Here is a 23,531-nt window from a genome sequence, read left to right on the forward strand (position 1 = left end):
GATGCCGGAAGTGACGCCGCCGCTGCGCCAGCAGCCCCAGAAGCCTCAAGTGCTTTACATCACGAGTCGAGGCCACAGCGGTTCCACGCTGTTGTCGTTGCTGGTGAGTGGTCACAGCCAGGTGGTGAGTGCCGGTGAGCTGAAGATGCTCACGAATCCAGATCCCACGAGGCGTTTGTGTAGCTGCCATCGCTTGGCGCCGGATCAGTGCCCCTTTTGGAGCCAGGTACAGCAGCACGTGATCGAGGCAGTGGGTCGTCCTTTAGATCAGCTTGTGCTCGGGGATGACGGGGATGACGCCACATTCCTCCGCCACAACCAGGCGTTATTCACTGCGATCGCGGCGGTGAGTGGTAGCGGATTGATCGTTGATTCCTCCAAATCGCTGCCGCGACTGTCGCGCCTGCTCGCCGCCAATGCTCAGGGCGCTGATTTTGTCTTGTATCCAGTGCATCTTCATCGCGGTCCCTTTGGCTCGATGAACAGTGCTCGGAAACGTGGAGATCAGCTCAGGAGCGCGGCTTACAACTACACCCGCTTGTTTTTTCTCACCCGTGAAAGGCTGCATGGTGTTCAGGCGCTCAGGGTGTATTACGAGCGGCTCGCTGCAAAACCGCGTGAAGAAATGGCGCGGGTGATGGAATGGCTTGGGCTTCCTCTTGAAGAGGGGCAGTTCCAGTGGCGTGATGGGATTCGCCGTGACATTCACGGCAATGACATGCGGTTTGGTCATTCCGATCAGATTCGGCTGGATCAGAGCTGGCGCCGGCAACTCTCGTTCTCCCAGAAAATGGGGGTGTTGGTATGGACGTTGCCTGTGCGTCTGCGTTCCGCCTGGCTGTTTCGGAGGCTGCGGCTCTGGATCAAGCCGGGGGTGTCTCCCTTCCCCTGAGCGACCAGCCTCGTTCAGGGTTGGCGTTCATAAATGGCTCCGTAGTTCATCCCGGGCCGGAAGCGATAAACCTCTGCGTAACGGCTACTTTCGTCTCCCAGCACCGTGAGCTTGCGTTTGTCGATGTTGGCCAGTAGATCCCCAGGCTGGGGTCGGTATCGCCTTCCACGACCGATGCCATCCACCACGAAATAGGTGCGGGTCACTGGGTCGAGTTCGATCAGCCTTTCATAGGGAAGGCGCTCATATTCGGCACGTCCGAACCAGGTTTGCATGAAGATCAGGTTGCGCGGTTCTCCGGCTCTGCGCCGTTCGTTGAGGAGCGCTTCCAGCTCTTCGAAGGTGGTGCGCCATTTCTGCTGGTTCACCTGAATCTTGCCGATCCGTTTGCTGAAGGTTTGCGCTTGCCCGCTCTCCAGCGCCAGCACCCCGGCACTGAGGGTGATGCCAAAAGCACCCACGAAGGCTGGTGTGGTTTTGCGGTGCAGCGCCGGTGCAGCCCATCGGCTCCAGATCAAAGCCAGATCCAGCACGGTGACCAGCTGCACTGGCAGGGTCCAGAAGCTCTCGTAGGGGTAGCCCACACTGAGGAATAGCGCGGCGGCGTAAGCCAGAGCTCCGAGGTTGAGTGCATCGAGCACGTTGGCCTTGCAGCGGTCACGCACGATCAGCAGCCAGCGAGTGAGGCTGAATAGGCTCAGCGCCAGTAGGCGCCAATCAGCGATCAGCGTTAGGCGGTCGCTGTTGGAAAAGCCATGGCTTCCTCCATACAGGCTTGGCAGCAGGCTGAGCACTAGGTAGGCGGCGATGGTCACGACGCTGAGACCACATAGCCACCACTCCAGGGCGTAAGACTGTCGCTTCCCAGGGTCTCGCCTGCTGGCAGCCAGCATCAGCGTGAAGATCGCAGGTGCTACGAACAGAATGACGGCGATGTCTTTGACGAATAGCCCCACTAGCGCACAGCCAAAAGCAAGCGCGAAAGACTGGCGACTTTCAGTGCGTTGATGCTCCAGGACCGCGCAGATGAACAGGCTGAACAACAGGGTGAGCAACCGTTCGCTGTAGATCAGTTGGAAAAAGGCCCAGCCGGTGGCGGGATGGAACAGCAGCAGCAAGCTGATCAGCCAAAGCTGTCCAGGCCATTCGCTCCCTCCGCTCAGAGTGGTCACCGCTCGGTTGGCCAGCAGCACGATCGCCACTAGTTCCAGGGCGCTCACCAGACTCCATACCTTCACCTAGGGCGTGAGCCAACTAAGGAGGTGCAGGTCCTGGTGGGCGAGCGGAAAGAAGCGAAAGCTATTGGCCCGCATCGTTTCATTGATCAAGCCATCGCGTAGCTGGAAGGGGTTGATCAGTTGGCCGTTGTGGATGTCTCTCAACCAGCCCTGCAATTCCGGGTAGAAGCCAGAGGTGTGTTGCACCATCACCACCCCGTAGGCGATGAACACGATCAGCAGCAGCGGGTGGTGGCGACACCAGCGCATGGCTTGTGTGCCCAGCGGTTTGTGTGCCTGAGATGGCGGCTTTGCGCTGTCTGCTGGTTGGCTCAGTGCCCATCTCAAAAGACCGATCAGGCCTAGAGCGACGCTGGTAAGTACCACTCCGTGGGAGAGGTGGTTGTAGTTGCGCAGCAGCTGTTGACCTGCCGAGGAAGTCGGTGCGGGAAGCGCGCTGAAGCCAACCATCAGCCCAAACGTGATGGCAATGGCGGCCAAACCAATCAGCCCGCAGCTCACCAGAAGCCAGCGCATCGATTGCGGTGGTTGCAGCGAAGGAGGAATGTGCACAGAAAGCCTTTTCGTGCAGCCTGGGTGAGCAGGAGGCTACGCCGGGTTCCACTGCGGGGCATGAGCGATAGCCTCTTGCCATGAGTTTTCTCGCCGGCCTCAACGATGCCCAGCGCCGGGCGGTCGATCATCACGAGGGGCCGTTGCTCGTGGTGGCGGGAGCTGGTAGTGGCAAGACGCGGGCACTCACCCATCGCATTGCCCACTTGATTGGCGAGCATGGCGCCGATCCGGCTCAGATCCTGGCAGTCACCTTTACGAATAAGGCGGCCCGGGAGATGAAGGAGAGGCTGGAGCTCTTGCTGGCCCAGCGTTTGGCCCAGAGTCAATTTGGGCAGCCCTGGAGCACCCTGCCGCCAGTTGAGCAGCGCCAGCTGCGCTCCCGTATCTATAGGGAGGTGACCAAGGAGCTATGGATCGGCACCTTCCATGCCCTCTTCGCGCGCATGCTCCGCTTCGACATCGACAAATTTAAGGATGTTGAGGGGCTGAGCTGGACCAAGCAGTTTTCGATCTACGACGAGGCCGATGCCCAGAGCCTGGTGAAGGAGATCGTCACCCAAGAGCTGCAGCTCGATCCCAAGCGCTTCGAACCCAAGAAAGTGCGCTGGGCGATTAGTAATGCCAAGAACCAGGGTTGGCTGCCGGATCAGTTGGAGGCCAATGCTGAGGGGCAGCGCGGCAAACTCACTGCCGATGTCTACCGCCGCTACCGCAAGGCCCTCGCAGCCAACAATGCCCTCGATTTCGATGATCTGTTGCTGTTGCCGGTGCAGCTGTTGCAGCAGAACGAGCAAGTGCGCGCTTATTGGCACCGTCGCTTTGCCCATGTGTTGGTGGATGAGTATCAGGACACCAACCGCACTCAGTACGACCTGATCAAGCTGCTGGTCACCGATGGCAAGGATCCCCAGGTCTACGACAACTGGGCGGGACGCTCAGTGTTTGTGGTGGGTGATGCCGACCAGAGCATTTACAGCTTCCGAGCTGCAGATTTCACGATCCTGATGGGTTTCCAGGACGACTTTGGTGACAAGGCGCCTGATGACGCCACGCGCACGATGGTGAAGCTGGAGGAGAACTATCGCTCCACCGCCACGATTCTGGAGGCGGCCAACACGCTCATAGCTCATAACAGTGAGCGGATCGACAAGGTCTTGCGGCCTACCCGTGGCGAGGGCGAGCTGATCACGCTCACTCGCTGTGATGATGAGATCGCCGAAGCCGAAGCGGTCGTGCACCGGCTCAGAATGATGGAGGCAGCCAACCCCGACTTGCGCTGGGGCGACATGGCCGTGCTCTATCGCACCAATGCCCAGTCTCGGGCGATCGAGGAATCGCTGGTGCGTTGGCGCATCCCCTATGTGGTGGTGGGAGGCCTGCGCTTTTACGACCGGCGCGAAATTAAGGATGTTCTCGGCTACATGCGTTTGCTGATTAACCCGGCCGACACCGTCAGCCTGCTGAGGGTGATCAACGTGCCCAAGCGAGGCATTGGCAAGACCACGATCCAACGCTGCACTGATGCTGCCAATCAGCTGGGCATTCCCCTGTGGGATGTGGTGAGTGATCCGGAAGCAGCACGTTCGCTTGGTGGTCGCTCTGCTCGAGGGCTGCTTCAGTTCTGTGAGCTGATCAACGATCTCAAGCAGCACATCCACGACACGATGCCGTCGGAGCTGATCCAACAGGTGCTGGAGAAGAGCGGTTATGTGAGTGAGTTGATTGCGGAGGGCACCGATGAGGCTGAAGAACGCCGCCGCAACTTGCAGGAACTGGTGAATGCCGCTCTCCAATACCAGGAAGAAAACGACGAGGGTGATCTCGAGGGCTTTCTCGCTTCTGCTGCCTTAGCCAGTGATGCTGATAGCAAGGACACCGAGGCCGATCGCGTCACCTTGATGACCTTGCACAGCAGCAAGGGCCTGGAGTTTCCGGTGGTGTGCCTGGTGGGGTTGGAGCAGGGATTATTCCCTAGCTATCGGTCTCTGGATGATCCGGCGTCGTTGGAGGAAGAACGTCGCCTCTGTTATGTGGGCATCACCCGCGCCAAGGAGCGCCTGTTTCTGTCGCATGCGAGTGAGCGTCGGCTCTGGGGTGGGATGCGCGAACCAGCTGTGCCGAGTGTCTTTCTCTCTGAGTTGCCAGAAGCGCTGGTGCAGGGAGACCTCCCCCGGTCCGGTGGTGCGGCGATCCGGCGGGAGCAGCGGTTGGAGCGGCTGACCCGCGTTGATCGGTCCAAACCGGGTAGTGCGCCTGCCAATGCAGTTCGTCGCCGACAGGCCGGTCCTGCCCCTGGTAAGAGCTGGGCTGTGGGCGATCAGGTGAGCCATGTCAGTTTTGGCATCGGCGAGATCACCCACACCTTTGGCAGCGGCGAGAAGGTGTCGATCGCGGTGAAGTTCCCAGGGATGGGGCCCAAAATTCTTGATCCGCGTTTGGCTCCGATTGAACCGATTTAGGGAGAAGCCAATGGCACGGCGCGGGGTGATGGGGCGGATGATCGGGCGCCTACTTGGCCGTCGCCCAGCACCTGAAGAGCTTTGTTTCAAAGACCCCTGGGTCGGGGTCGACGGCGGCAACGGTTTCGGTGGTCAGAAACTGTTGCGCTCCCAGCAACCCTTGGGTGTTGTCGCGGCTTCTTGCACCGATCTGTTGCGGGATGTGCAGCTGATTACCCGCTACTGCTGCATCGAGCAGCCTTATTGGGCCGCTTTTCTTCGTCATTACGCATCACTTGGCGTGCGCCTCATGCATGTGTGTGTTCAGAGCGAAGCAGATGAGCACGTGCTGCGACACATGCCAACCCCGGATGGGTTGATCTGTGAGGTGCATCGGTTTCCCGCCAGCTTGACTCCCGCGGCTGCATTGAAAACCCTGGATCTGCAGTTGTTGGCCTCTCGGGCACCGTTCACCTTGCTGGTGGATGCCGATGAATATCTGCAACCTTTGCGCACCGATGTGTCGATCGAGCAGTTGTTTGCCCTGTTCCCAGATGTGGCCCAGCTGTTTTTGCCTTGGTTGATGCACCCGTTGGTTGATGCTGCCGATGCTCAGCGGCTGGGGTTTTGGGGACATATCGGCAAGCCCCTGGTGCGTTCAAACCGGATGGCCTCGATTGCTTTCGATCACGGATTTGCCGTGGATGATCCTCAGGCCAGCCATCGTCAGGCTTCTGCGCCTGTGGGCCTATTTGGTTTGGCATTGACCCATCGCTGGGCCCGTAGTTTTCGCGATTGTTTGCTCAAAACACTCTTTAACCGGTTTGAGGATGCCAAAAGTGCCGATTGCGATCGGGCACTGGCATTGATCAATGCGGGTGAATTGCCAATTCGTTTGCGCCTGTTGGCTTACCTCTCGTTGCAGCAGGGGTATCTACCGGTGCTTGATGGTGTGGCTGGACAGGTGGAGGGCGATCTGGAAGAGCTGATCTTGCGACAGTGGATTTCACTGGAGCAGGAACAGGTGTGCCGAGCGCTTTTTAATCGCTATCGGGAGCTGTTGCGCTCCTCTTTGCCCCAGTTGCCCGTTTACCCCGCAACGTCGTTATTGGTGTTGGCGAAACTTTTGCCAAGTCTTGACGCGTTGGAGGAGGGGCAGCCGGGTTAGTCGTCTCAGCGGCAGGTGTTGGCTTGCAGCCACCGGGCGTGGGGCCAAAGGTCGAGCACTGTGTTCCCGAAGCGATGGATCATCGCTTCGTACACCTCCCGGTAGGCCAGGACCACTGTCTGCTCCAACATTGGGCACAGATTGGCTTGCTTCGGGGAGGCGTTGACCCGTGTCTCGAATTCGGCGGGTGGTAATTCAAGATTCAGAAAGTGTTGCAGTCGGATGTGTGCTTCGGTGGTGAAGAGCTGTTCGTAGAACTCCACGTGAATGCAGTCGCTGGGAAAGCTCTGCTCCAGAGCCTTGAGGGTTTGGTGATATTGCGTTTTGGTGGCAAAACGGGGGTGGTGATGGAGCACGGCCAAAGCCGTTTCTTCATGGCGGTAACCACAGAGCTGAGGGAAGCGGTTCTGTCGCCGCAGCATGCGTAGCTGCGACCAGATGCGCTCTACCGGATCGCGCAGCAGCAGAATCACTTTCACTTCGAACCCGCCCGCTTTGAGCAAGCGGCGTACCTGCCGGAATTGCCGGCTGTTGAGCTCTGCGTAATGGGGGGAGAGATCGCCAGTGGCCTGCAGTGTGGGATCACTGGTGATCAGGCTGCGGAAGTAGTGGAGGTAACACCGCGGATCTTCCCTCATGCTCTGCTGCTTCTCTATATCGGCGAGTTGCTCGAATGTCGTGGTGTCGAACTGGCCTTGGCGGCTGAACCATCCAGGTGCGGACGTTGGGCGAGCGGCTTGGAGGTGTGGGAAGGCTTTGTATTCCTTGCAAAATCCGAAATTGATCTCTTTGCAACGGCTCAGTTCCTTGTGCAGCCAGCTCGTGCCTGCTTTTTGTGCCCCCACCCCAAGGATGAAACGGGGCTTTTGCGGGTGGTGATGGCTTCTAGGCACGGCGTTGGCTCCCTCGTCGAAGGGGGAATAGGCTCCGCTCAAACCCTGCGTTTTGATGACCTTGAGCAGCAAGCTGTACGCCTCTGGGTACTGGCCTGTTCGGGGTAACTAAAAGCGCTCGGGTTCTCACTATACCACTCTGCTTCCCCAGACCCTGCGGCTGATTCAAGGCGAGCAATTGGTGTTCTACTCCTCGTCTGAAGAGATCCTCAGTCTGGTGGAACAGCTGTGCCGTCAGCACGGGATTGTGTTGCAGGCGGAGCTGCGGTTGTTGCACAGCCTTCCTGCTTGGTCGTTGGCGGAGCGTCTGATGCAGGGCTGTCGGGCCATGCAACTGGATCTGTTGGAGAAGCCTGCAGCGTTTGGGGCCGAAAAAGCTGTGATTCATTACTGGCGCGATTACAAGGGCGCCGGTGCGGAGGTGCTCCGCCAGATGCTCACCGTATGGCTCAGCAAGATTGATCTGATCACAGCGCTGGCCTCAGAGGTCGACCACGACCACTTGGTGTGGATTGACGCCACCATTGCGCGTTTCAATGGGCGGCGATCGAATTGGCGTTTTTGGTTGAGTGCTGATCACCCTGATCGCTTTTGCCATTACGGCAGTGAGATGCGGCGTTATGGCCGCCACCTGCCTTTAAACGCGTCGTACCTTTCTGGCCCCAGGCTGCGTTGGAGTGCTCTGCAGCAGTTGTTCAACGTCATGGCGGAACGGGCTGCGCTCATGCCCTATGGCCACGATGAAGAAACAATTCTGGCGGAATGTGTGCAGCACTCGCCGGATTGGTTTCAGCGTATTGGTATCCCCTACACCCGTCTGGCGGGGAGGCCGTTGCTGCAGGCGCAATTGAAAAACCACCTTCTGGCCTGTCATCCCCGGGCGCGTCGCTAAGCCCGGGCGATCGCCGTCCATCCCAGGTCTTGCAGTGTCGCTGCTGCTGGGGCAGAGCAACTCACCAGCAGGGGTCCGCAGGTTTGGGGATCGATTAGTAAATCTTCGATAGCTGGTTCGAGGTTGTAGCTGATGTCTTGACCCTCGCGCAGCACGCGAACGCTTGTGCCCAAGCTGGCTAAAGCTCGGCGGTTGGCGGGGGCCAGGGTGCTGGTGATCCCTTGCGCAAGGCATTCAAGGGCGCCGGCGAAACTCGGTATCTGATCCACCAAGAGGTTCACGCTGATGGCCTCACTGGCAGCCACCATTTCATTGAGATGGCCCAGCAATCCGAAGCCGGTCACATCTGTGCAGGAGTGAACGGCTTCTGGATGCTGTTGGCTGAGGGCTAGTAGCTCGTTGAGCCGGGGATGCTGGCTGCAGCTCAGTTGTTGCAGGGCGGAATCAAGATGATGGGGTGCGCAGTGGCCTTGCATGGCGGCTGCGAAGAGAACGCCACTGCCCAAGCTGCGGCTGAGCAACAGCACATCGCCACGTTGGATCGGCCCTTTGCGCCAGGGGGCCTGGCCTGAAGCTGTGCAGCCGCTGACGCTGAGGCTGAGCTGTAGATCCAGCGCCATTGGAGGATTGGAGGCCTGGCGAGACTCCATGGTGTGGCCGCCAATCAAGGTCGCTCCTTGCTCTGCTAGGGCTGATTGGATCCCTTCCAGGGTTTGGCTGAGCAGCGTCACCTGCTGACTACTGTCCACGGCAGGCACGGTCACGATGGCTTGGGCTGTGGCCACTCGAGCCCCTGAGGCCCAGAGATCGGAGCAGGCATGAAGGGTTGTGAGGCGCCCGTTGAGCCAAGGATCGGAAATCAGCGCAGGGAATCCATCCACGGAGCTGAGCAGCGTGGTGTTGGTTGCTGTGGTTCCCAGGGTCTGGGCGTCTTCCGGTTGTTGGCTCAGCTGGCCTACACCGCAGCGTTGTAGGGCTTGCTCAAGCGGGGCTGCGGGCAATTTGGCGGCACAACCCCGGCACGCCATGGCTGCGTTTTGGGTTGTGTTGCGACTGTGCGCTGCCATGGAAGCATCAGGTTGCAGTCGTTTCAGGAAGCGATGGTCGAGATGGCGTTTCCATCGCCACAGCCAGGGATGGGGCCCGAACAGGAATGGCCCCCAAAGCATCCAGGCGGAGGGGCGTCTCCGATCAACGGCACACCCCAGGAGCTGCAGTGCCCGGCGCTGGGGTGTCCACGACAAGGGCCGTTGGTTGTGGCTGAGTCGTTCGAGGTTGCGAGCTAGGGGCTTGGCTGCGCGCACAGCCCACACCCCCGATGGCGGTCGTTGGTTGCCGTCGATCACGGCGCAATCACCGGCAGCTAGCAGCTGGGGGTGGCCTACGACCTGAAGGCTGGCATGGGTGCGGACCCTCCCTCGGGCGTCGCAGGGGAGCCCGCTCGCTGCCAGCCAATGGGGTGCATGGCTGCCGGTGCATAGCAGTGTGCTGCTTGTGTCAGGAGCTGTGGTGCGTTTGATCACGATGCCGGCCTCGCCCAGGCGTTGCCCCATGGAGGGGCGAAGCTGATGCTCTCCGATGTACAAGTGCAGGCGTCGACCGGGCCAGCGGCGTCGCAAGGACAGGGCTACTTCCACAGCAGCGAGGCCAGCCCCGACGATGTGGAAGGGATCTACGGCCGCGTCATTTGCCTCCTCATCGGCGATGGCGATGGCTTCAAGGGCGGGTCCCAGGGGTTTGATCGGGATGGCGTGCCGGAACGCATGTTGCTTGGTGATCGCTCCTACATTCAGGCTGAGCCGATCAAAAGGCAGGGCCGGGCGATTGAGTAGCAGGATTGTCCCGTCAGGATTGAGCCCGGTGATCTCGGCCTGAATGAAGGCGACTCCTGCTTGTTGCGCCAGCCAGCGCATGTCAATGTTGATGCCGTTGAGAGTGTCGAGGCCAGCGATATATGCCGGCACCATGCCTGAATAAAGCGAGGCACTGGAGCTACTGACCAAGGTGATCAGTCCCTTGGGGCGTTTTTGTGGGTGCATGGCCCAGCGTTTCAGCAGCAACGCATGGCTGTGGCCACCTCCGGCTAGCAGGAGATGCTCAGAAACCAAGACTGAACTGAGCAATCCAGCGCAGCTCGTCGAAACTCACAACCTCATCATTTTCAACGAAGTGAACCCCGGCGGTTAAGCGCAATGGAATTCCACCTGTGATGTTGCTGGACACCCCAAATGTGGCCCTGCCAATGGCGTAATCGATGAAGGTTCCCCACCATTCATTGACGACCAAGCTCACAGATCCGATTGGACCCCAGCAGAGGTTTTCGTCAATCTGAGCCACTTTGCGGTTCTGTTCAACCTGCATACAAGTGAAATTGAAGAATTCATCTTTGTCAGTCAGGCTGGCGAAACGACCGGTTCCAAAGCCGCCGTTGGCGATGAAGAGGGGATAGTCCCTCCCGTGATCCCCTAGCCACCAACCCTTTGAGGCCATCAGATAGAGATTGCGACCGGTGTCGGTGTTGTCGTCCCACTGAATGACTTGTTCGCCTCCGAAAGCAATGCCACCGGTGTCACCGATGGCGCGGGCGATGCGAAACCCCGAGCTGACGCCATCTTCAATGCCTGTGCCGCCACCAGGAATGTCTGGGTTGTTCTGTAGGCTGCGGAAAGAAGTGTTCAGAGCAACACTCCAGTTCTTGGTTTGGAGGATATTGGCGTGAACAATTGCCCAACCATCGAGATCGCCTGAATCTCCGGCCGGAATAAATGGATCACCGGGATTGCGACCGTTTTGATAGTCGTAGCCCAGCAACGACACATCCCCAAACCATCGCTGACTCCATCGAAAGCCATTGGGGATACGCAGGCTGATGTCTGGCCCCACCAATCCATCGCCATAAGCAATCGAGCGATTGAGCGCTTGAAGGGGAGGAGGCGGTGGTGGGCCCGGCACGATGCGGGATGGCATGGCCTCTTCTTGGGCGATCAGCTCGGCTGGGGGCTCTTCGCTGGTGACGGATTCGCCATTGGGCTCAACGCTGTCGATCACGGCGATCGTGTCTGTGGGTTCAGGTGCGAGAGGAGGAATGGTGTCTGGAAGTACCTCCCAGATGATGGCGTTGGCTGGGCCGTTGTTGGATCCTTCACCCGCGACGGATGGGTTATTTGGCACCACCTCCCACACCACCTCGGTTGCGCGCGAAGGGTTGGTGGTGGAGGGACTTGCACTGCCTGGCACCACCTCCCAGACGATCGGTTGGGGTGCAGCTGACTGTGGTGTTGCTTGCGATTCAGAGGGAAAGGTTGGGACGTTTGTCGCTCCACCCTCGACGGAGGGCACCAGGATCTGCAGCTGATCAGCCTGCTCTTCGGTGACCGGCTCCCAGATCACTTGCTCTTGTGCCCGTCCCTGCAATGGCGCTGCGATGGCGAGCGGCGCCAGGCCGGCTAGTAGCCACATGGGCTTGGAAAGGAGAGGAATCTTGGGTTTCCGACTCATTTGCTACCCCGATAGCCGTTGGGGTTGGCCGATTGCCAGGCCCAGCCGTCGCGGCACATGTCGGCGAGGGAGCGCTTGGCTTTCCAGCCAAGGATTTTCTCGGCTTTCTTAGGGCATGCTTCAAGCTTGGGCACATCGCCTGCACGGCGCCCAACCATTTCGTAAGGGATGGTGACGCCCGTGGCGGCTTCAAAGCCATGCACCACATTCATCACACTAAGACCCTTCCCGGTGCCTAGGTTCAGAGTGAGGTTCAGGGGGGCGCGCGACTGCAGCATGTGATCTAAGGCAGCGGCATGGGCTTCAGCTAGATCCATGACATGCAGATAATCACGGATGCCGGTGCCATCATCGGTTAGGTAGTCATCACCGAAGACCCTCAATTTTTCGTGTCGTCCAGCCGCTATTTGGGTGATGTAAGGGAAGAGATTGTTGGGAACTCCTAGAGGGTCTTCACCGATGCTGCCTGAGGGGTGAGCTCCAACGGGATTAAAATAACGCAGGCAGGCTGAACGCCAGGGGCCAGCAATGGCAAGTGAGCCAAGAATCTGTTCTACTGCAAGCTTGGTCTGTGCGTAGGGGTGGATAGGGTTGGTAGGAGTGCTTTCTGTGAGAGGGAAGAATTCTGGCTCGCCGTAAACTGTGCTGGTGCTGCTAAAAACGATTGTTCTGCATTCATGAGCTTCCATCGCTGCCAACAATGCTGTAGACCCGCTTACGTTTACATCCCAATAATGAAGTGGCTTAGCAACAGATTCACTGACCGCTTTGAGGCCGGCGAAATGAATAACTGCTTCTAGCTGGCTAGAACAATTGGCTTTGCTAGTGAATACAGCTTCAAGCTTTGCTTGATCACGAATGTCACAGCGTATCAATTGTAAACGTTCTTTGCCAAAGCCGACTCCTGCAAGCTTTGCAACTCTCTCTAGGGCTACTGATGAACTGTTGGAGAGGTCATCAATCACTACTAAGTTATGGCCATGACTAAGAAGCACCAGACAGGTGTGGCTACCGATAAATCCTGCACCTCCAGTAACTAGAATATTGGCCATTGTTTAGTTCTCAGACTCGAAGACTACAGTCAAGAAGTATCCATCCAGCAATAGGAGTGCTCTGGAGAGAAAGTTGTTCACGCAATTGAATAAGTTGTTCACGCTTAGCAGCACCTGGGGAAGTGACGAGTATCTGAGTACAACAGTGGCGAGTTTCAAGCAGGCTTGAACTAACCAGCAACTCGCAATCATCTGGGAGCGAATTTCTAAGGCAAGTTTTCAGGGTGGATAGGGAGGATGAGTCAAGAGATCCTACAGGTATCAATGCGACAGATTTTTTATTTGATAATGGTCCATCAGCTAGGAGCTGAATGGATGAAAACCAGGCTTCCTGGCTTATTTTATTTCGACTAGGCAAACGTTCTAGTAAAGGTCCAGGTAAATTTCGTGATAACGAGTCAATGCTAAATATAAGGTCACTACGACGATCAACTATTAGTGCAAGCACACCACCAATAGATAAACCAACAAGAAGCCCGAGGCCAAGAATTCTTTTTTTATTTGGACTAACTGGATAGTCTAATTGTGTAGGAGTAGAGATAAGTTCCCAAGGGCTTGATGCTCTAGCTTTTTCTAACTCAACTTGCTTTAATCGATTTTGAAGACTTACTAAAGTTGCTTCGTCGCGTAATGCTTCTTGTGTTAATTCACGATGCCTTGAAATGACTTCTTTGGGTCTATTCAAAGCCAAAAGTTTTGCTTGAGCCAATTCAAGCTCACCTCTCAACAAAGCAAGAGTTTGCTCGTTGATGTAATACACTAAGGTTTTTCTTTCGAGTTCAAGTTTTTTGACCAGTGGGTCATTGTCCTTGAAGCGACTTCGTAAACCTGCAAGTCTTGTTTCTACTGATGTCAGTTGGTCAAAAGTAGAAGACTTATTATTAAGAGAGCCAAGTTGCGAAGCAAAGTAAATTGATCCAGTTCCGGCTCTTTTTGTTGCTTCTATTTGCACTTTAAGAGCCCGCACTCTTTGCATAGATGCTGTGCGGGCTTTTTCAATACTACCCCCGCCACCAGTTATTTTAGTTCCAGCATTTTCGCCTCCACTAGCTCCAGTGATGCTGCCAGCCAAGGGTAGGCCATCAAGCAAACCTAATCCGTTCGAATAGCCGTAATCGAGAGCTAAACGTGAACTTTGAATTGATTTAGGCTTGATTTTAGCAATCTGCTCATTAAGATAGGAAATAACATTCGAAAGCTCACGATCACGTCCTCTATTTGAATATTTTTGATAGGCATTAGAGATCATTTGTGTAATTGGTAAAACAAGTTCTTTATCTGTGTTTCTGAACTCAACGTTAAGTACTGATGTGCCAGGTTGTTCTTCAGCTGTGATGGCTGATTGAGCCCAAGCTTGAAACCGCATACTTTTAGCTTCTGGCGGTGTTTTATGAGACTTAACCGCCTCAAAAATAGGCAGTAGAACTGAAGGACTGGTCAAGATTTGTATTTCGGTAGCTATTGAATCGGAGCGACCTGAAAGACCAAGTCCAGTAACTGCAGCTAGTGCCGAATTTTGATTAAATAATGAATTTAAGCCGCCTGATTGCTCACTCGCAAGTACAATCTGAAATTGCGCTTGATATACTGGCTTGGTCTGTAATAATTGAACGCCAGAAATTATTAAACTGATCGCACCACTTACAGCGATCCAAGGCCATCTACGTTTGAGTGCTGCAAATATTTGCCCCAAATCAAGCTCTTCATCTCTGGAGGAGACAGCCTGAATAATCTCATCTGAGCGTAAGTTGTTCATTAATTGAAGTCCTTGAAGAGGCTGAAAATGGAGTATATACCTAATGCCGGAGTCGTTATTTCATCTAGTATGGTAATTGTGGCAGATAGGGGTGAATCATTGACTCTTATAACGTCGCCAGGCATTAATATTGGGTTTTTGTAAGAACCAGATGGATTTGATCCAGTAATAAAAAACTTACGTCGGTCTGTAGTACCATCGCGGTTAAATCTGATAAATTCTACTCTTCCACGAACAAGTTTTTGTCCGCCCGCAGCAGCAAGAGCTTGATCCAAGCTTGATCCCTGAGGAAGAATCTTTTTGCCGCTATCCCGGACTCTCCCAGTTACAAAGACTGATACATAATCAGGGCTTAAATTAGTTTGGCCAGCCTTAATTATTTGCTCTCTTAATTCAACTTTAGAACGTCGTACAAATACTGTATCTCCATCGAAAAGGCGAATATTCTGAGACTCGTCTCCTTCTGTAATAAGGGCGAGAAAATTTAATTTTGCTTTTATTTTTCCACCACCGCTGCTGAGTGGACGCTTTCTAGTCACATATACTTCACTAAGATTTGAGAATGGAGTTACTCCTCCAGATGTACGAAGAGCGTCAAATACAGTTGGCAAACGTAAAGTCGGACTGATTTCTGTACCTCCAATCCTCGGACCTGGTTGTTGCTTGGTCACGCTGTAAATAGATCCATTGCCATCTTGTTGTCTCAAGCCAATTGTGTCAGCAGGAACTTGGTCTGACCCTGCAACCATTTGCTGACCTGAGAGGTGGTAATATCCTGGCCTTAAAACTTCGCCACCTATATAAACCCGAATTGGCCTATAAGCGACAGGGCTCACAAACACTTCTGGATTTTTTATATACGAGCTGAATTGTTGTGTTAGAAAGTAGCGGAGTTCTTCAATGGTCAAGCCTTCAACGAATAGTGATCGAAGCCTGGGTAAATATAGAGTTCCGTCGGGACCAATTGTAAAAGTTCCTGAATATTCAGGGATGTCTAGCAACTCTATTACGAGTGCATCGCCAGGACCAAGAATATAGCCATCTCTAATTTGGTTATGAAGTATTGAGGTGGAAGGTGTCTTGGCTACTGCAGGAATCGTACTTGCTAGCGTTGAAATTATATTTCTTTCAATTTTCTCATTTGCAACTGGATTTTGTCTTCTCTCAATGGACTTAGAGGGTGTGCCGAAGGCCAGCGAAGCCAAAATGGCCAGCAAAGCGGCTCTTTTAGCAGGTCGTATGAGCTGTTCCATAATTATTATCTTATGACATGCCTAGGGTCGATTTTGCCCTGAGTGGTCAGGCATTGAAGCGGATCTACTCATGAGGAAGCTTGACCTGAGCCTTCAGGAGGTCATCCTAAGGAGAACCAACCCTCTCTTCTGGCCGAGACCTTGTGTGCCATTTAAGGAATCTCTAGAATGAATTGTATTGACCAGTTATTTGCCGATATATTTCCTCCTGCCTCAGCGAACCTGACTTATTCTTTAAATAAGCTTACCCTCTGCACCATAATCTCCTGACAAGGATTTTTCAAGCTCTTCAGCCATTTATAGATTGACCATATGGGCATTAATTTTGAATCACAGTTGTCTAAACGTTTTGATTTATTTGCTCGACTTTTGCTGGAATGAGATAAAAGCTTAATTGCTGAAATCTTCATGATTGCCAATCTCGCTTTAGCTGATTGTGTCTGATTAACGAAGATCAACTTGAATTGCTTCCTAGGGTAGCCATCGTGTGGCCATCTAGTTTATTCTCAAAGTATACGGTGCTCAGCTTTATGATTAAGACCACCCGACGCGAGTAAGTGACTATTTGTGAACAGGTATTGGGGTGGCGCCCCCTCATGCCCCTAAGGGCTCTAGGCGCGTTATAATGACAAGTTAAAGCTCGACGGCCGTATGCTTTGGCCAGCAATGGTTGGATTTGATGGTCGTTCTGCCTCGCATCCATAGCACTCTCTGTGGATCAATCCACGATTGTGACGGTTGAGCACTGCTCTCGTCCATCGTGGTAATAGACATACTTATTGTGTCTGAGCGACGTTTTCTATACCCTCTTCCTTTCTTCATGACCTCATCTTCCATCAGGAAAACAGCACTTGTTACAGGCATCACTGGTCAGGATGGAAGTTATCTTGCAGAGCTTCTTCTGGAAAAGGGTTACATCGTCCACGGTATTAAGCGTCGTGCCTCTTCCTTCAATACAAGCCGTATAGACCATCTTTATCAGGATCCACACGAGAATGACCCTCGCCTTGTCCTGCATTATGGTGATCTAACAGACAGCACTAATCTGATAAGAATCATACAACAAGTTCGCCCAGATGAAATATACAACTTGGGGGCTCAAAGTCACGTGGCTGTCAGTTTTGAGTCGCCAGAATACACTGCTAATAGTGACGGTCTCGGCACTCTTAGAATTCTTGAAGCAGTTCGAATCTTGGGTTTAGCCAAGAAAACACGTATCTATCAGGCAAGTACTAGTGAATTGTATGGCTTGGTTCAAGAAGTTCCACAAAAAGAATCCACACCTTTTTATCCTCGTAGCCCTTATGGTGTCGCCAAGCTGTACGCTTATTGGATTACTGTGAATTACAGAGAAGCCTATGGCATGTATGCCTGCAATGGAATACTTTTTAATCATGAAAGTCCTCGAAGAGGTGAAACATTCGTGACAAGGAAGATTACTCGAGGTCTTGCGCGAATAGACGCTAAATTAGATTGTTGTCTTTATGTTGGCAACCTTGATTCAAAGCGAGATTGGGGCCATGCGCGTGACTATGTTGAAATGCAGTGGCTGATGCTTCAGCAAAATTGCCCTGAGGACTTTGTGATCGCTACTGGAAGACAGGAATCCGTACGCCGATTTATTGAAATAGCGGCACATGAACTTGGTTGGGAGGATTTTATATGGCAGGGTAAGGGTCTAGACGAGATTGGACTTCGCTCAGACTCAGGTTCTGTAGTCGTACGTATCGATCCTCGTTATTTCAGGCCAACTGAAGTTGAAACTCTGCTCGGCGATCCGACAAAGGCAAGTAAGAAGCTCGGCTGGACACCAACTACTACCTTGGAAGAACTTGTTTCTGAGATGGTGTTAGTTGATCGGGAAGAGGCTCTTAAAGAAGCATATCTTAAAAAGCAGGGGTTCAAAGTTGTTGGTTCCATGGAAACCCCACCTAGTAACTCAGAGGTCGCAGCGACGTCACAACCTCTTGTAGACAGCTGACTTTAATGAGTGGACTTGATAAGTTATGGTTATTTTATGAGCACTTTTCTAACCTTTGAAGATCGAATATTTGTTGCTGGACATCGTGGTATGGCTGGCAGTGCTATTTGCCGATCTCTTCGTCAAGCAGGTTATGGTAATCCAGCTTATGGAGGCTCTCTTTTAACTGCAGATCGTTTAGAGCTTGATTTGCTTGACTACTCTGCTGTCAAAAATTGGTTCGATAATCGTAAACCCACTGTTGTTGTGTTGGCTGCGGCAATTGTTGGTGGCATCCAGGCTAACTCTGATTATCCAGCAGATTTTCTTTTAGGCAACCTCAAGATTCAATCTAACGTCATTGAAGCATCTTGGCTTTCGGGTGTTCGAAGGCTTCTTTTCTTAGGTAGTAGCTGTATCTACCCTAAATTTGCTAGGCAACCAATTAATGAGGAAGAACTTCTTACAGGTGCGCTAGAACCGACGAACGAATGGTATGCAATTGCCAAAATCGCTGGTATTAAACTGTGCCAAGCTCTTCGCTCTCAGCATGATTTTGATGCCATTAGTTTAATGCCGACAAATTTATATGGACCTGGTGATAATTATCATCCTACTAATAGTCACGTTCTTCCAGCCTTCATTAGACGGTTTCATGAGGCAGCTTCGGAATCAGCTGCCTCTGTTCAATGCTGGGGTAGTGGCAATCCCTTAAGAGAATTTCTGCATGTTGATGACTTGGCTGAGGCTTGTGTTTTTGCACTAGAGCACTGGTCTCCTCTTGATGGTGAGCATAGCCATCTGAATGTAGGAACCGGCATGGATTTGAGTATACGTGAGTTGGCTGAGTTGGTAGCCAAAGCCTCGGGTTATAAAGGTGATATTGTCTGGGATACCAGTAAGCCCGATGGAACACCTAAGAAACAACTTGATGTAAGTCGCATTAATCAATTGGGATGGAAGGCTCGAATTTCACTTCCTGAAGGCATTAATTCTACTGTGCGCTTGTTTAAAGAGCAGTTTGACAGCAACCTTCTTAGGCTATGATGTGTATTTCTCAGATTACATACCCTGCAATATCCTCCCCGTCAATTGTTAGCATTGGCAGGGGAAATCCCGTGGTTGATTTCTTGGTTCATATCGTTGGTAAACACTATTTGCTTCCAAAAAAACAATTTTTCTGATCCTATGGCCCCCTTGGTTAAGCGAAATTTAATTACCGGAGGCGCCGGTTTCCTGGGCTCCCATCTTGTCGACCGGTTAATGAAGGCCGATGAGGAAGTTATATGTCTCGATAATTATTTCACTGGTCGCAAGGAAAATATATCGCATTGGATAGGCCATCCACGTTTTGAACTTATTCGTCACGATGTAACTGAACCTATAAAATTGGAGGTTGATAGAATTTGGCACCTCGCTTGCCCTGCCTCGCCAGTACATTATCAATTTAATCCCATTAAAACTGCTAAGACAAGCTTTTTAGGTACATACAACATGTTGGGGTTGGCGCGTCGTGTCGGCGCCCGCATCTTGCTTGCAAGTACAAGTGAGGTCTATGGTGATCCTGAGATACACCCACAGTCAGAGGATTATAGAGGCTGTGTAAATACTATTGGGCCCCGCAGTTGTTACGATGAAGGTAAGCGTATCTCTGAAACACTGTGTTTTGACTATCAGAGAATGCATGCCACTGAAATACGTGTAATGCGTATTTTCAATACATATGGGCCGCGAATGCTTCCCGATGATGGTCGTGTTGTTAGTAATTTCATTGTTCAAGCTTTGCGTGGTTTGCCTCTAACGCTCTATGGGGATGGTAGCCAGACAAGAAGCTTTTGTTACGTTGACGATCTTATTGAAGGGATGATCTCTTTTATGAATTCTGATTGTTGTGGTCCGTTTAATATTGGTAATCCTGAGGAATTTACAATCCGAGAGTTGGCTGAGCTGATTCTATTAAAGATTAATCCAAGGCTAAGTCTTATAGAGCAACCTTTGCCAGCTGATGATCCAATGCAGCGTCGACCAGTTATTGATTTGGCTCGCCGTGAATTAGGCTGGAATCCAAGAGTCTCGCTAAATCAAGGTTTGGACGACACCATAGAATGGTTCAGGCGAGCTCTCGACATCAAGAACCCTTAACTCTTGCTTTATAACTTCTTGGCGTTACTATTGTTTTATCAGTAATCCTTTGGCACTCCAAAGGATTACTGATTATTCTGGAGTCTACGTTCTTTTTTATCTTCTCTTTTTGTTTTGTCATCTCTGGACCTATATTGCCTACCTTCTTTATGTTGTGTCTTCTCTGCGCCTTTCTATAATAAGACCTCGCTTAAGATATGCCTCTAGATTTTATTGGCCCAAGGTATCTGGGGCTTAAGTTTTCACAAGGATTCTTCTAATCAGCTTACTCCTGCCGCTTAATGACTTATTGACCACTCTATTTGGATTTGATTGAGTACAGCTTTGGTCTTTTGGTAGAATAATAGCCACATTATGGTGGTCTATTCGATTAGTCTTAGGTCCAGAAATCGTCTTCCGAGCCTTTTCTGTTTGAGAATGCTAATAACAGCTATTTTACCCCCAAGCCTAAAGTACAATCGCCGTATGGTTTCTGTATGAGGACCCTCGAGACCCGAAAAGTTCATCATGGTTGATTGCGCTTCTTGGAGGTGGATCATTTCCCTTTTGTTTTTTCTGTCTAATTTTCTCTCACAAATTAATTGATAATATGAAGGTTCTCGTTCTCGGCGGCGACGGCTTCTGCGGCTGGCCCTGTGCAGTGAATCTTGCGGACCAGGGTCACGACGTGCTGATCGTCGATAACCTCAGTCGCCGCAAGATCGATATCGATCTCGAGGTTGAATCGCTCACCCCGATCACCAGCATCGGCGAGCGTCTGAAGGCGTGGGAGGAAATCGGCGGCAAACCCATGCGCTTCCTGCACATGGATATCGCCCACGAATACCAACGGCTGCTCGATCTGCTGATCGAAGAAAAACCCAATGCAGTGGTGCATTTCGCCGAGCAACGGGCTGCTCCCTATTCGATGAAGAGCAGCGCCACCAAGCGCTATACAGTCGACAACAACGTCAACGGAACCCACAACCTACTGGCCGCCATCGTCGAAAGCGGACAAGACATCCATGTGGTGCATCTGGGCACCATGGGCGTTTATGGCTACGGCTCGCACCGCGGCGCCACCATTCCTGAGGGCTACCTCAAAGTGGAGGTTCCCCAGCCTGACGGCAGCCGCTTTGAGGAAGAGATCCTCCACCCCGCCAGCCCTGGCAGCGTCTATCACATGACCAAGACGCTCGATCAGCTGCTCTTCCTCTACTACAACAAGAACGACAACGTCCGCATCACCGACCTGCACCAGGGCATCGTCTGGGGCACCAATACCGATGCCACCGACCGGGATCCGCGTCTCACCAACCGCTTTGATTACGACGGCGACTACGGCACTGTGCTCAACCGCTTCCTGATGCAAGCGGCCATCGGCTATCCGCTCACCGTGCATGGCACGGGCGGCCAGACCCGGGCCTTCATTCACATCCGCGACTCGGTGAAGTGCGTGCAGCTCGCTCTGGAGAACCCCCCCAGCAAAAGCGAGCGGGTGAAGATCTTCAACCAGATGACCGAAAGCCATCAAGTGGGCGAGCTGGCCAAAAAGGTGGCCGCACTCACCGGAGCCCAGGTGAACAACTTGCCCAACCCTCGTAACGAGGCTGTGGAAAACGATCTGATCGTGGACAACCGTTGCTTCCTCGAGCTCGGCCTCAATCCCACGACCCTTGATGATGGTCTGCTGAAGGAAGTGATGGAAATCGCCACGCGCTACGCCGACCGTTGCGATCGCAACCGCATTCTCTGCACCTCCGCCTGGACCAAGACCCAGGCGGAAGCAATCGGCACTGTACCTTAATATGTAGAATCCCTTTTTGAGAAAAGGGTATATCGCTTAAAACAACTTTTAAACTCAATTGCATTATGATCGAGACCCATTCTCAGCTCTTTTATTCTTTTTGCGATGCAGAATTCTCTTGCCTTCTTAAGCCGTATGTATATTGGCAAAGGTCGCACCTAGTTTATAGGCAAGCACTGCGGATCGCTTAAAAGTCTAACAAAATCGTTCTAATGAGTAATCCTGAATCCACTAGGATACTTTTACTAAAGCTTTGGTGTCACCTGACTCGGATCAGGAAGTTGCAATTGATTTCCTTGTTAGCAGTTATGTTAATAAGTGGTCTTTCAGAGCTGGTTTCCTTAGGGGCTGCACTTCCATTCTTGGCTGTACTTAGCGATCCCGATGAATTATTAAATCAGCCATACTTTAGTCAAATTTCTCTTCAATTAGGAATTCACGATTCCAATGGTCTTATTATATTTGCGACTATCGCTTTTGCGTCAGCAGCTATATTAGCTGCCTCTATAAGGTTAATTAACTTATGGATAAACGGACGCTTGGCTGCTTCCATTGGTTCTGATTTGAGCTGCGAAGCTTATAGGCGTACCCTATATCAGCCCTACACTGTACATGTTAGGCGAAATAGTAGTGCAGTTATAACAACAACAACATCTCAAATCAGTCGAACTGTTGGGGCCATTAGTGCATTTCTTCAACTAATTACATCTACTATTGTTGCATTAGGCTTGCTGACCGGACTCTTTCTAATCGATGCTGGAGTTGCTTTAGCTGCTGCGATTCTCTTTGTTAGTGCTTACATTATAGTTGCCTTTGCTACACGTAAGGAGCTTCGACTGAATGGTCAAAAAATTACTTCTGCTACTTCGCTACAGTTAAAGGCATTGCAGGAAGGTCTTGGCGCGATCAGAGAAGTTTTACTTGATGGAAGTCAAGCAACGTATTTAAAAATCTATAAACAAGCTGATCGACCGCAACGTCTGCTTGAGGCAAAAAATAGTTTTTTGGGTACTTTTCCTCGGTACGTGTTAGAGGCCTTGGGGATGGTCACTATAGCAGTGTTGGGCTGTCTTTTGGTTTTCCAAAGAGGCAGTGGCACTTCGGTTATCCCAGTATTGGGTGGCTTAGCAATCGGAGCGCAAAGATTGCTTCCTGCTTTACAGCAAATTTACAATGGTTGGGCATCTCTTAAAGGATATAATGACGCTATGCAAGGTGTATTAGAGATGTTAAATCAGCAAGTTCCCAACATGACTATTGGACCAAGCCCAATATCTTTTAATGACCGATTATTGTTCGATTCTGTCACATTCAGGTATGAGCAAAGCCTCCCAAATGTGATCGATAAGATCAATTTGGATATCAAGAAAGGTGACCGAATAGGATTAATTGGGAGCACTGGAAGTGGTAAAAGTACAACTGTAGATTTGCTCATGGGTTTACTAGAACCTACTGAAGGAGTTATTTATGTTGATAATGTAAATATGCACGCCCTCGATAGGCCAGATTTGATTCATTCATGGAGGTCTGCAATCGCCCATGTCCCTCAAGCTATCTATCTTTCAGATAGCAGTATTACTGAAAACATTGCATTTGGCCTAGAGAAACATGATATTAATTTCGAAAGAGTTGAACTTGCTGCACGTCAGGCACAATTACACGATTTTATTAATTCTACTGAAAAAGGTTACGACACTATTGTTGGAGAACGAGGAATAAGGTTAAGCGGGGGTCAGAGGCAGCGTATTGGTATAGCAAGAGCCCTTTATAAAAATGCTCGCATACTTGTATTCGACGAAGCGACAAGTGCCCTAGATAATTCTACAGAAAAGTCAGTAATGGCGGCAATTAATTCCCTTAGTCAGGACCTAACTGTTATAATAATTGCTCATCGCCTTAGTACAGTACAGAGTTGTAATCGAGTTATCAGACTCGAAAATGGCACTGTTATTGCTGATGGGCCACCAGCCATCATTTTAGGTAAAAATATTGATAGTTGTTCTTAGCT

General features: G+C 51.9%; 17 protein-coding genes. 9 read left to right on the top strand and 8 right to left on the bottom strand.

Features of this window, described 5'->3' with window-relative positions; translation table 11 throughout:
• Window position 1 precedes the first annotated feature (1 nt).
• On the top strand, window positions 2-892 hold the full coding sequence (locus SIB72_RS05085) for a sulfotransferase (protein WP_413744825.1): 891 nt from the start codon (window positions 2-4) through the stop codon (window positions 890-892).
• A 14-nt stretch (window positions 893-906) separates the two neighbouring features.
• Here SIB72_RS05085 and SIB72_RS05090 read toward each other — a convergent pair whose 3' ends face one another.
• Both SIB72_RS05090 and SIB72_RS05095 read right to left on the bottom strand, forming a co-directional pair.
• Entirely contained in the window at window positions 907-2,112 is a 1,206-nt protein-coding gene (locus tag SIB72_RS05090) for a hypothetical protein (protein ID WP_413744826.1), read from the bottom strand.
• 18 nt (window positions 2,113-2,130) lie between these two features.
• Window positions 2,131-2,646 (bottom strand): hypothetical protein, encoded by a 516-nt coding sequence (locus SIB72_RS05095; RefSeq protein ID WP_413744827.1) that lies wholly within the window; start codon window positions 2,644-2,646, stop codon window positions 2,131-2,133.
• 116 nt (window positions 2,647-2,762) lie between these two features.
• Here SIB72_RS05095 and SIB72_RS05100 point away from each other — a divergent pair, with 116 nt between their 5' ends.
• A complete protein-coding gene (locus tag SIB72_RS05100; RefSeq protein ID WP_413744828.1) occupies window positions 2,763-5,144 on the top strand; it encodes a UvrD-helicase domain-containing protein in 2,382 nt (793 codons plus the stop codon).
• A gap of 10 nt (window positions 5,145-5,154) precedes the next feature.
• Entirely contained in the window at window positions 5,155-6,291 is a 1,137-nt protein-coding gene (locus SIB72_RS05105; RefSeq protein ID WP_413744829.1) for a hypothetical protein, read from the top strand.
• 5 nt (window positions 6,292-6,296) lie between these two features.
• On the opposite strand, the gene SIB72_RS05110 is transcribed toward SIB72_RS05105, so the two are convergent.
• Window positions 6,297-7,226, bottom strand: a complete 930-nt coding sequence (locus SIB72_RS05110; RefSeq protein WP_413744830.1) for a sulfotransferase — start codon at window positions 7,224-7,226, stop codon at window positions 6,297-6,299.
• A 139-nt stretch (window positions 7,227-7,365) separates the two neighbouring features.
• Here SIB72_RS05110 and SIB72_RS05115 point away from each other — a divergent pair, with 139 nt between their 5' ends.
• Window positions 7,366-8,076, top strand: coding sequence for a hypothetical protein (locus SIB72_RS05115; protein WP_413745050.1), 711 nt, complete (start codon window positions 7,366-7,368; stop codon window positions 8,074-8,076).
• Here the strand turns inward: SIB72_RS05115 and selD are convergent.
• The 5 genes from selD to SIB72_RS05140 are packed head-to-tail and all read right to left on the bottom strand — an operon-like array spanning window position 8,073 to window position 15,635.
• Window positions 8,073-10,199, bottom strand: a complete 2,127-nt coding sequence (gene selD, locus SIB72_RS05120; RefSeq protein WP_413744831.1) for a selenide, water dikinase SelD — start codon at window positions 10,197-10,199, stop codon at window positions 8,073-8,075. The genes SIB72_RS05115 and selD overlap by 4 nt on opposite strands.
• On the bottom strand, window positions 10,174-11,574 hold the full coding sequence (locus tag SIB72_RS05125) for a hypothetical protein (protein WP_413744832.1): 1,401 nt from the start codon (window positions 11,572-11,574) through the stop codon (window positions 10,174-10,176). The genes selD and SIB72_RS05125 overlap by 26 nt, the downstream gene beginning before the upstream one ends.
• Window positions 11,571-12,626, bottom strand: coding sequence for a UDP-glucose 4-epimerase GalE (gene galE / locus SIB72_RS05130; RefSeq protein ID WP_413744833.1), 1,056 nt, complete (start codon window positions 12,624-12,626; stop codon window positions 11,571-11,573). The genes SIB72_RS05125 and galE overlap by 4 nt, the downstream gene beginning before the upstream one ends.
• A gap of 10 nt (window positions 12,627-12,636) precedes the next feature.
• Window positions 12,637-14,382, bottom strand: coding sequence for a GumC family protein (locus tag SIB72_RS05135; RefSeq protein WP_413744834.1), 1,746 nt, complete (start codon window positions 14,380-14,382; stop codon window positions 12,637-12,639).
• Window positions 14,382-15,635, bottom strand: coding sequence for a polysaccharide biosynthesis/export family protein (locus tag SIB72_RS05140; RefSeq protein ID WP_413744835.1), 1,254 nt, complete (start codon window positions 15,633-15,635; stop codon window positions 14,382-14,384). The genes SIB72_RS05135 and SIB72_RS05140 overlap by 1 nt, the downstream gene beginning before the upstream one ends.
• A gap of 820 nt (window positions 15,636-16,455) precedes the next feature.
• Between SIB72_RS05140 and gmd the strand changes: the two genes are divergently transcribed.
• The 5 genes from gmd to SIB72_RS05165 all read left to right on the top strand — a co-directional run bounded on the left by gmd (window position 16,456) and on the right by SIB72_RS05165 (window position 23,529).
• Window positions 16,456-17,616 (top strand): GDP-mannose 4,6-dehydratase, encoded by a 1,161-nt coding sequence (gene gmd, locus SIB72_RS05145; RefSeq protein ID WP_413744836.1) that lies wholly within the window; start codon window positions 16,456-16,458, stop codon window positions 17,614-17,616.
• A 36-nt stretch (window positions 17,617-17,652) separates the two neighbouring features.
• Window positions 17,653-18,642: a GDP-L-fucose synthase family protein gene (locus SIB72_RS05150; RefSeq protein WP_413744837.1), complete on the top strand. Its 990-nt coding sequence runs from the start codon at window positions 17,653-17,655 to the stop codon at window positions 18,640-18,642.
• Window positions 18,643-18,783: 141 nt separating this feature from the next.
• Window positions 18,784-19,737 carry a UDP-glucuronic acid decarboxylase family protein gene (locus SIB72_RS05155; RefSeq protein WP_413744838.1) on the top strand — a complete coding sequence of 318 codons (954 nt, stop codon included), beginning with the start codon at window positions 18,784-18,786 and terminating at the stop codon, window positions 19,735-19,737.
• A 589-nt stretch (window positions 19,738-20,326) separates the two neighbouring features.
• Window positions 20,327-21,523: an NAD-dependent epimerase/dehydratase family protein gene (locus tag SIB72_RS05160; protein WP_413744839.1), complete on the top strand. Its 1,197-nt coding sequence runs from the start codon at window positions 20,327-20,329 to the stop codon at window positions 21,521-21,523.
• 281 nt (window positions 21,524-21,804) lie between these two features.
• Window positions 21,805-23,529, top strand: coding sequence for an ABC transporter ATP-binding protein (locus SIB72_RS05165; protein ID WP_413744840.1), 1,725 nt, complete (start codon window positions 21,805-21,807; stop codon window positions 23,527-23,529).
• The last annotated feature ends 2 nt before the right edge of the window (window positions 23,530-23,531 follow it).

The organism is Synechococcus sp. MIT S9451, from assembly GCF_047304725.1.
Classification (GTDB): Bacteria; Cyanobacteriota; Cyanobacteriia; order PCC-6307; family Cyanobiaceae; genus Synechococcus_C.

Excerpts from the sequence above, each read along its gene's own strand:
- SIB72_RS05085 (WP_413744825.1), top strand. The coding sequence starts at position 2 with ATGCCGGAAGTGACGCCGCCGCTGCGCCAGCAGCCCCAGAAGCCTCAA.
- SIB72_RS05095 (WP_413744827.1), bottom strand. The coding sequence starts at position 2,646 with ATGCGCTGGCTTCTGGTGAGCTGCGGGCTGATTGGTTTGGCCGCCATT.
- SIB72_RS05100 (WP_413744828.1), top strand. The coding sequence starts at position 2,763 with ATGAGTTTTCTCGCCGGCCTCAACGATGCCCAGCGCCGGGCGGTCGAT.
- SIB72_RS05105 (WP_413744829.1), top strand. The coding sequence starts at position 5,155 with ATGGCACGGCGCGGGGTGATGGGGCGGATGATCGGGCGCCTACTTGGC.
- SIB72_RS05125 (WP_413744832.1), bottom strand. The coding sequence starts at position 11,574 with ATGAGTCGGAAACCCAAGATTCCTCTCCTTTCCAAGCCCATGTGGCTA.
- galE (WP_413744833.1), bottom strand. The coding sequence starts at position 12,626 with ATGGCCAATATTCTAGTTACTGGAGGTGCAGGATTTATCGGTAGCCAC.
- SIB72_RS05135 (WP_413744834.1), bottom strand. The coding sequence starts at position 14,382 with ATGAACAACTTACGCTCAGATGAGATTATTCAGGCTGTCTCCTCCAGA.
- SIB72_RS05140 (WP_413744835.1), bottom strand. The coding sequence starts at position 15,635 with ATGGAACAGCTCATACGACCTGCTAAAAGAGCCGCTTTGCTGGCCATT.
- gmd (WP_413744836.1), top strand. The coding sequence starts at position 16,456 with ATGACCTCATCTTCCATCAGGAAAACAGCACTTGTTACAGGCATCACT.
- SIB72_RS05150 (WP_413744837.1), top strand. The coding sequence starts at position 17,653 with ATGAGCACTTTTCTAACCTTTGAAGATCGAATATTTGTTGCTGGACAT.
- SIB72_RS05155 (WP_413744838.1), top strand. The coding sequence starts at position 18,784 with ATGGCCCCCTTGGTTAAGCGAAATTTAATTACCGGAGGCGCCGGTTTC.
- SIB72_RS05160 (WP_413744839.1), top strand. The coding sequence starts at position 20,327 with ATGAAGGTTCTCGTTCTCGGCGGCGACGGCTTCTGCGGCTGGCCCTGT.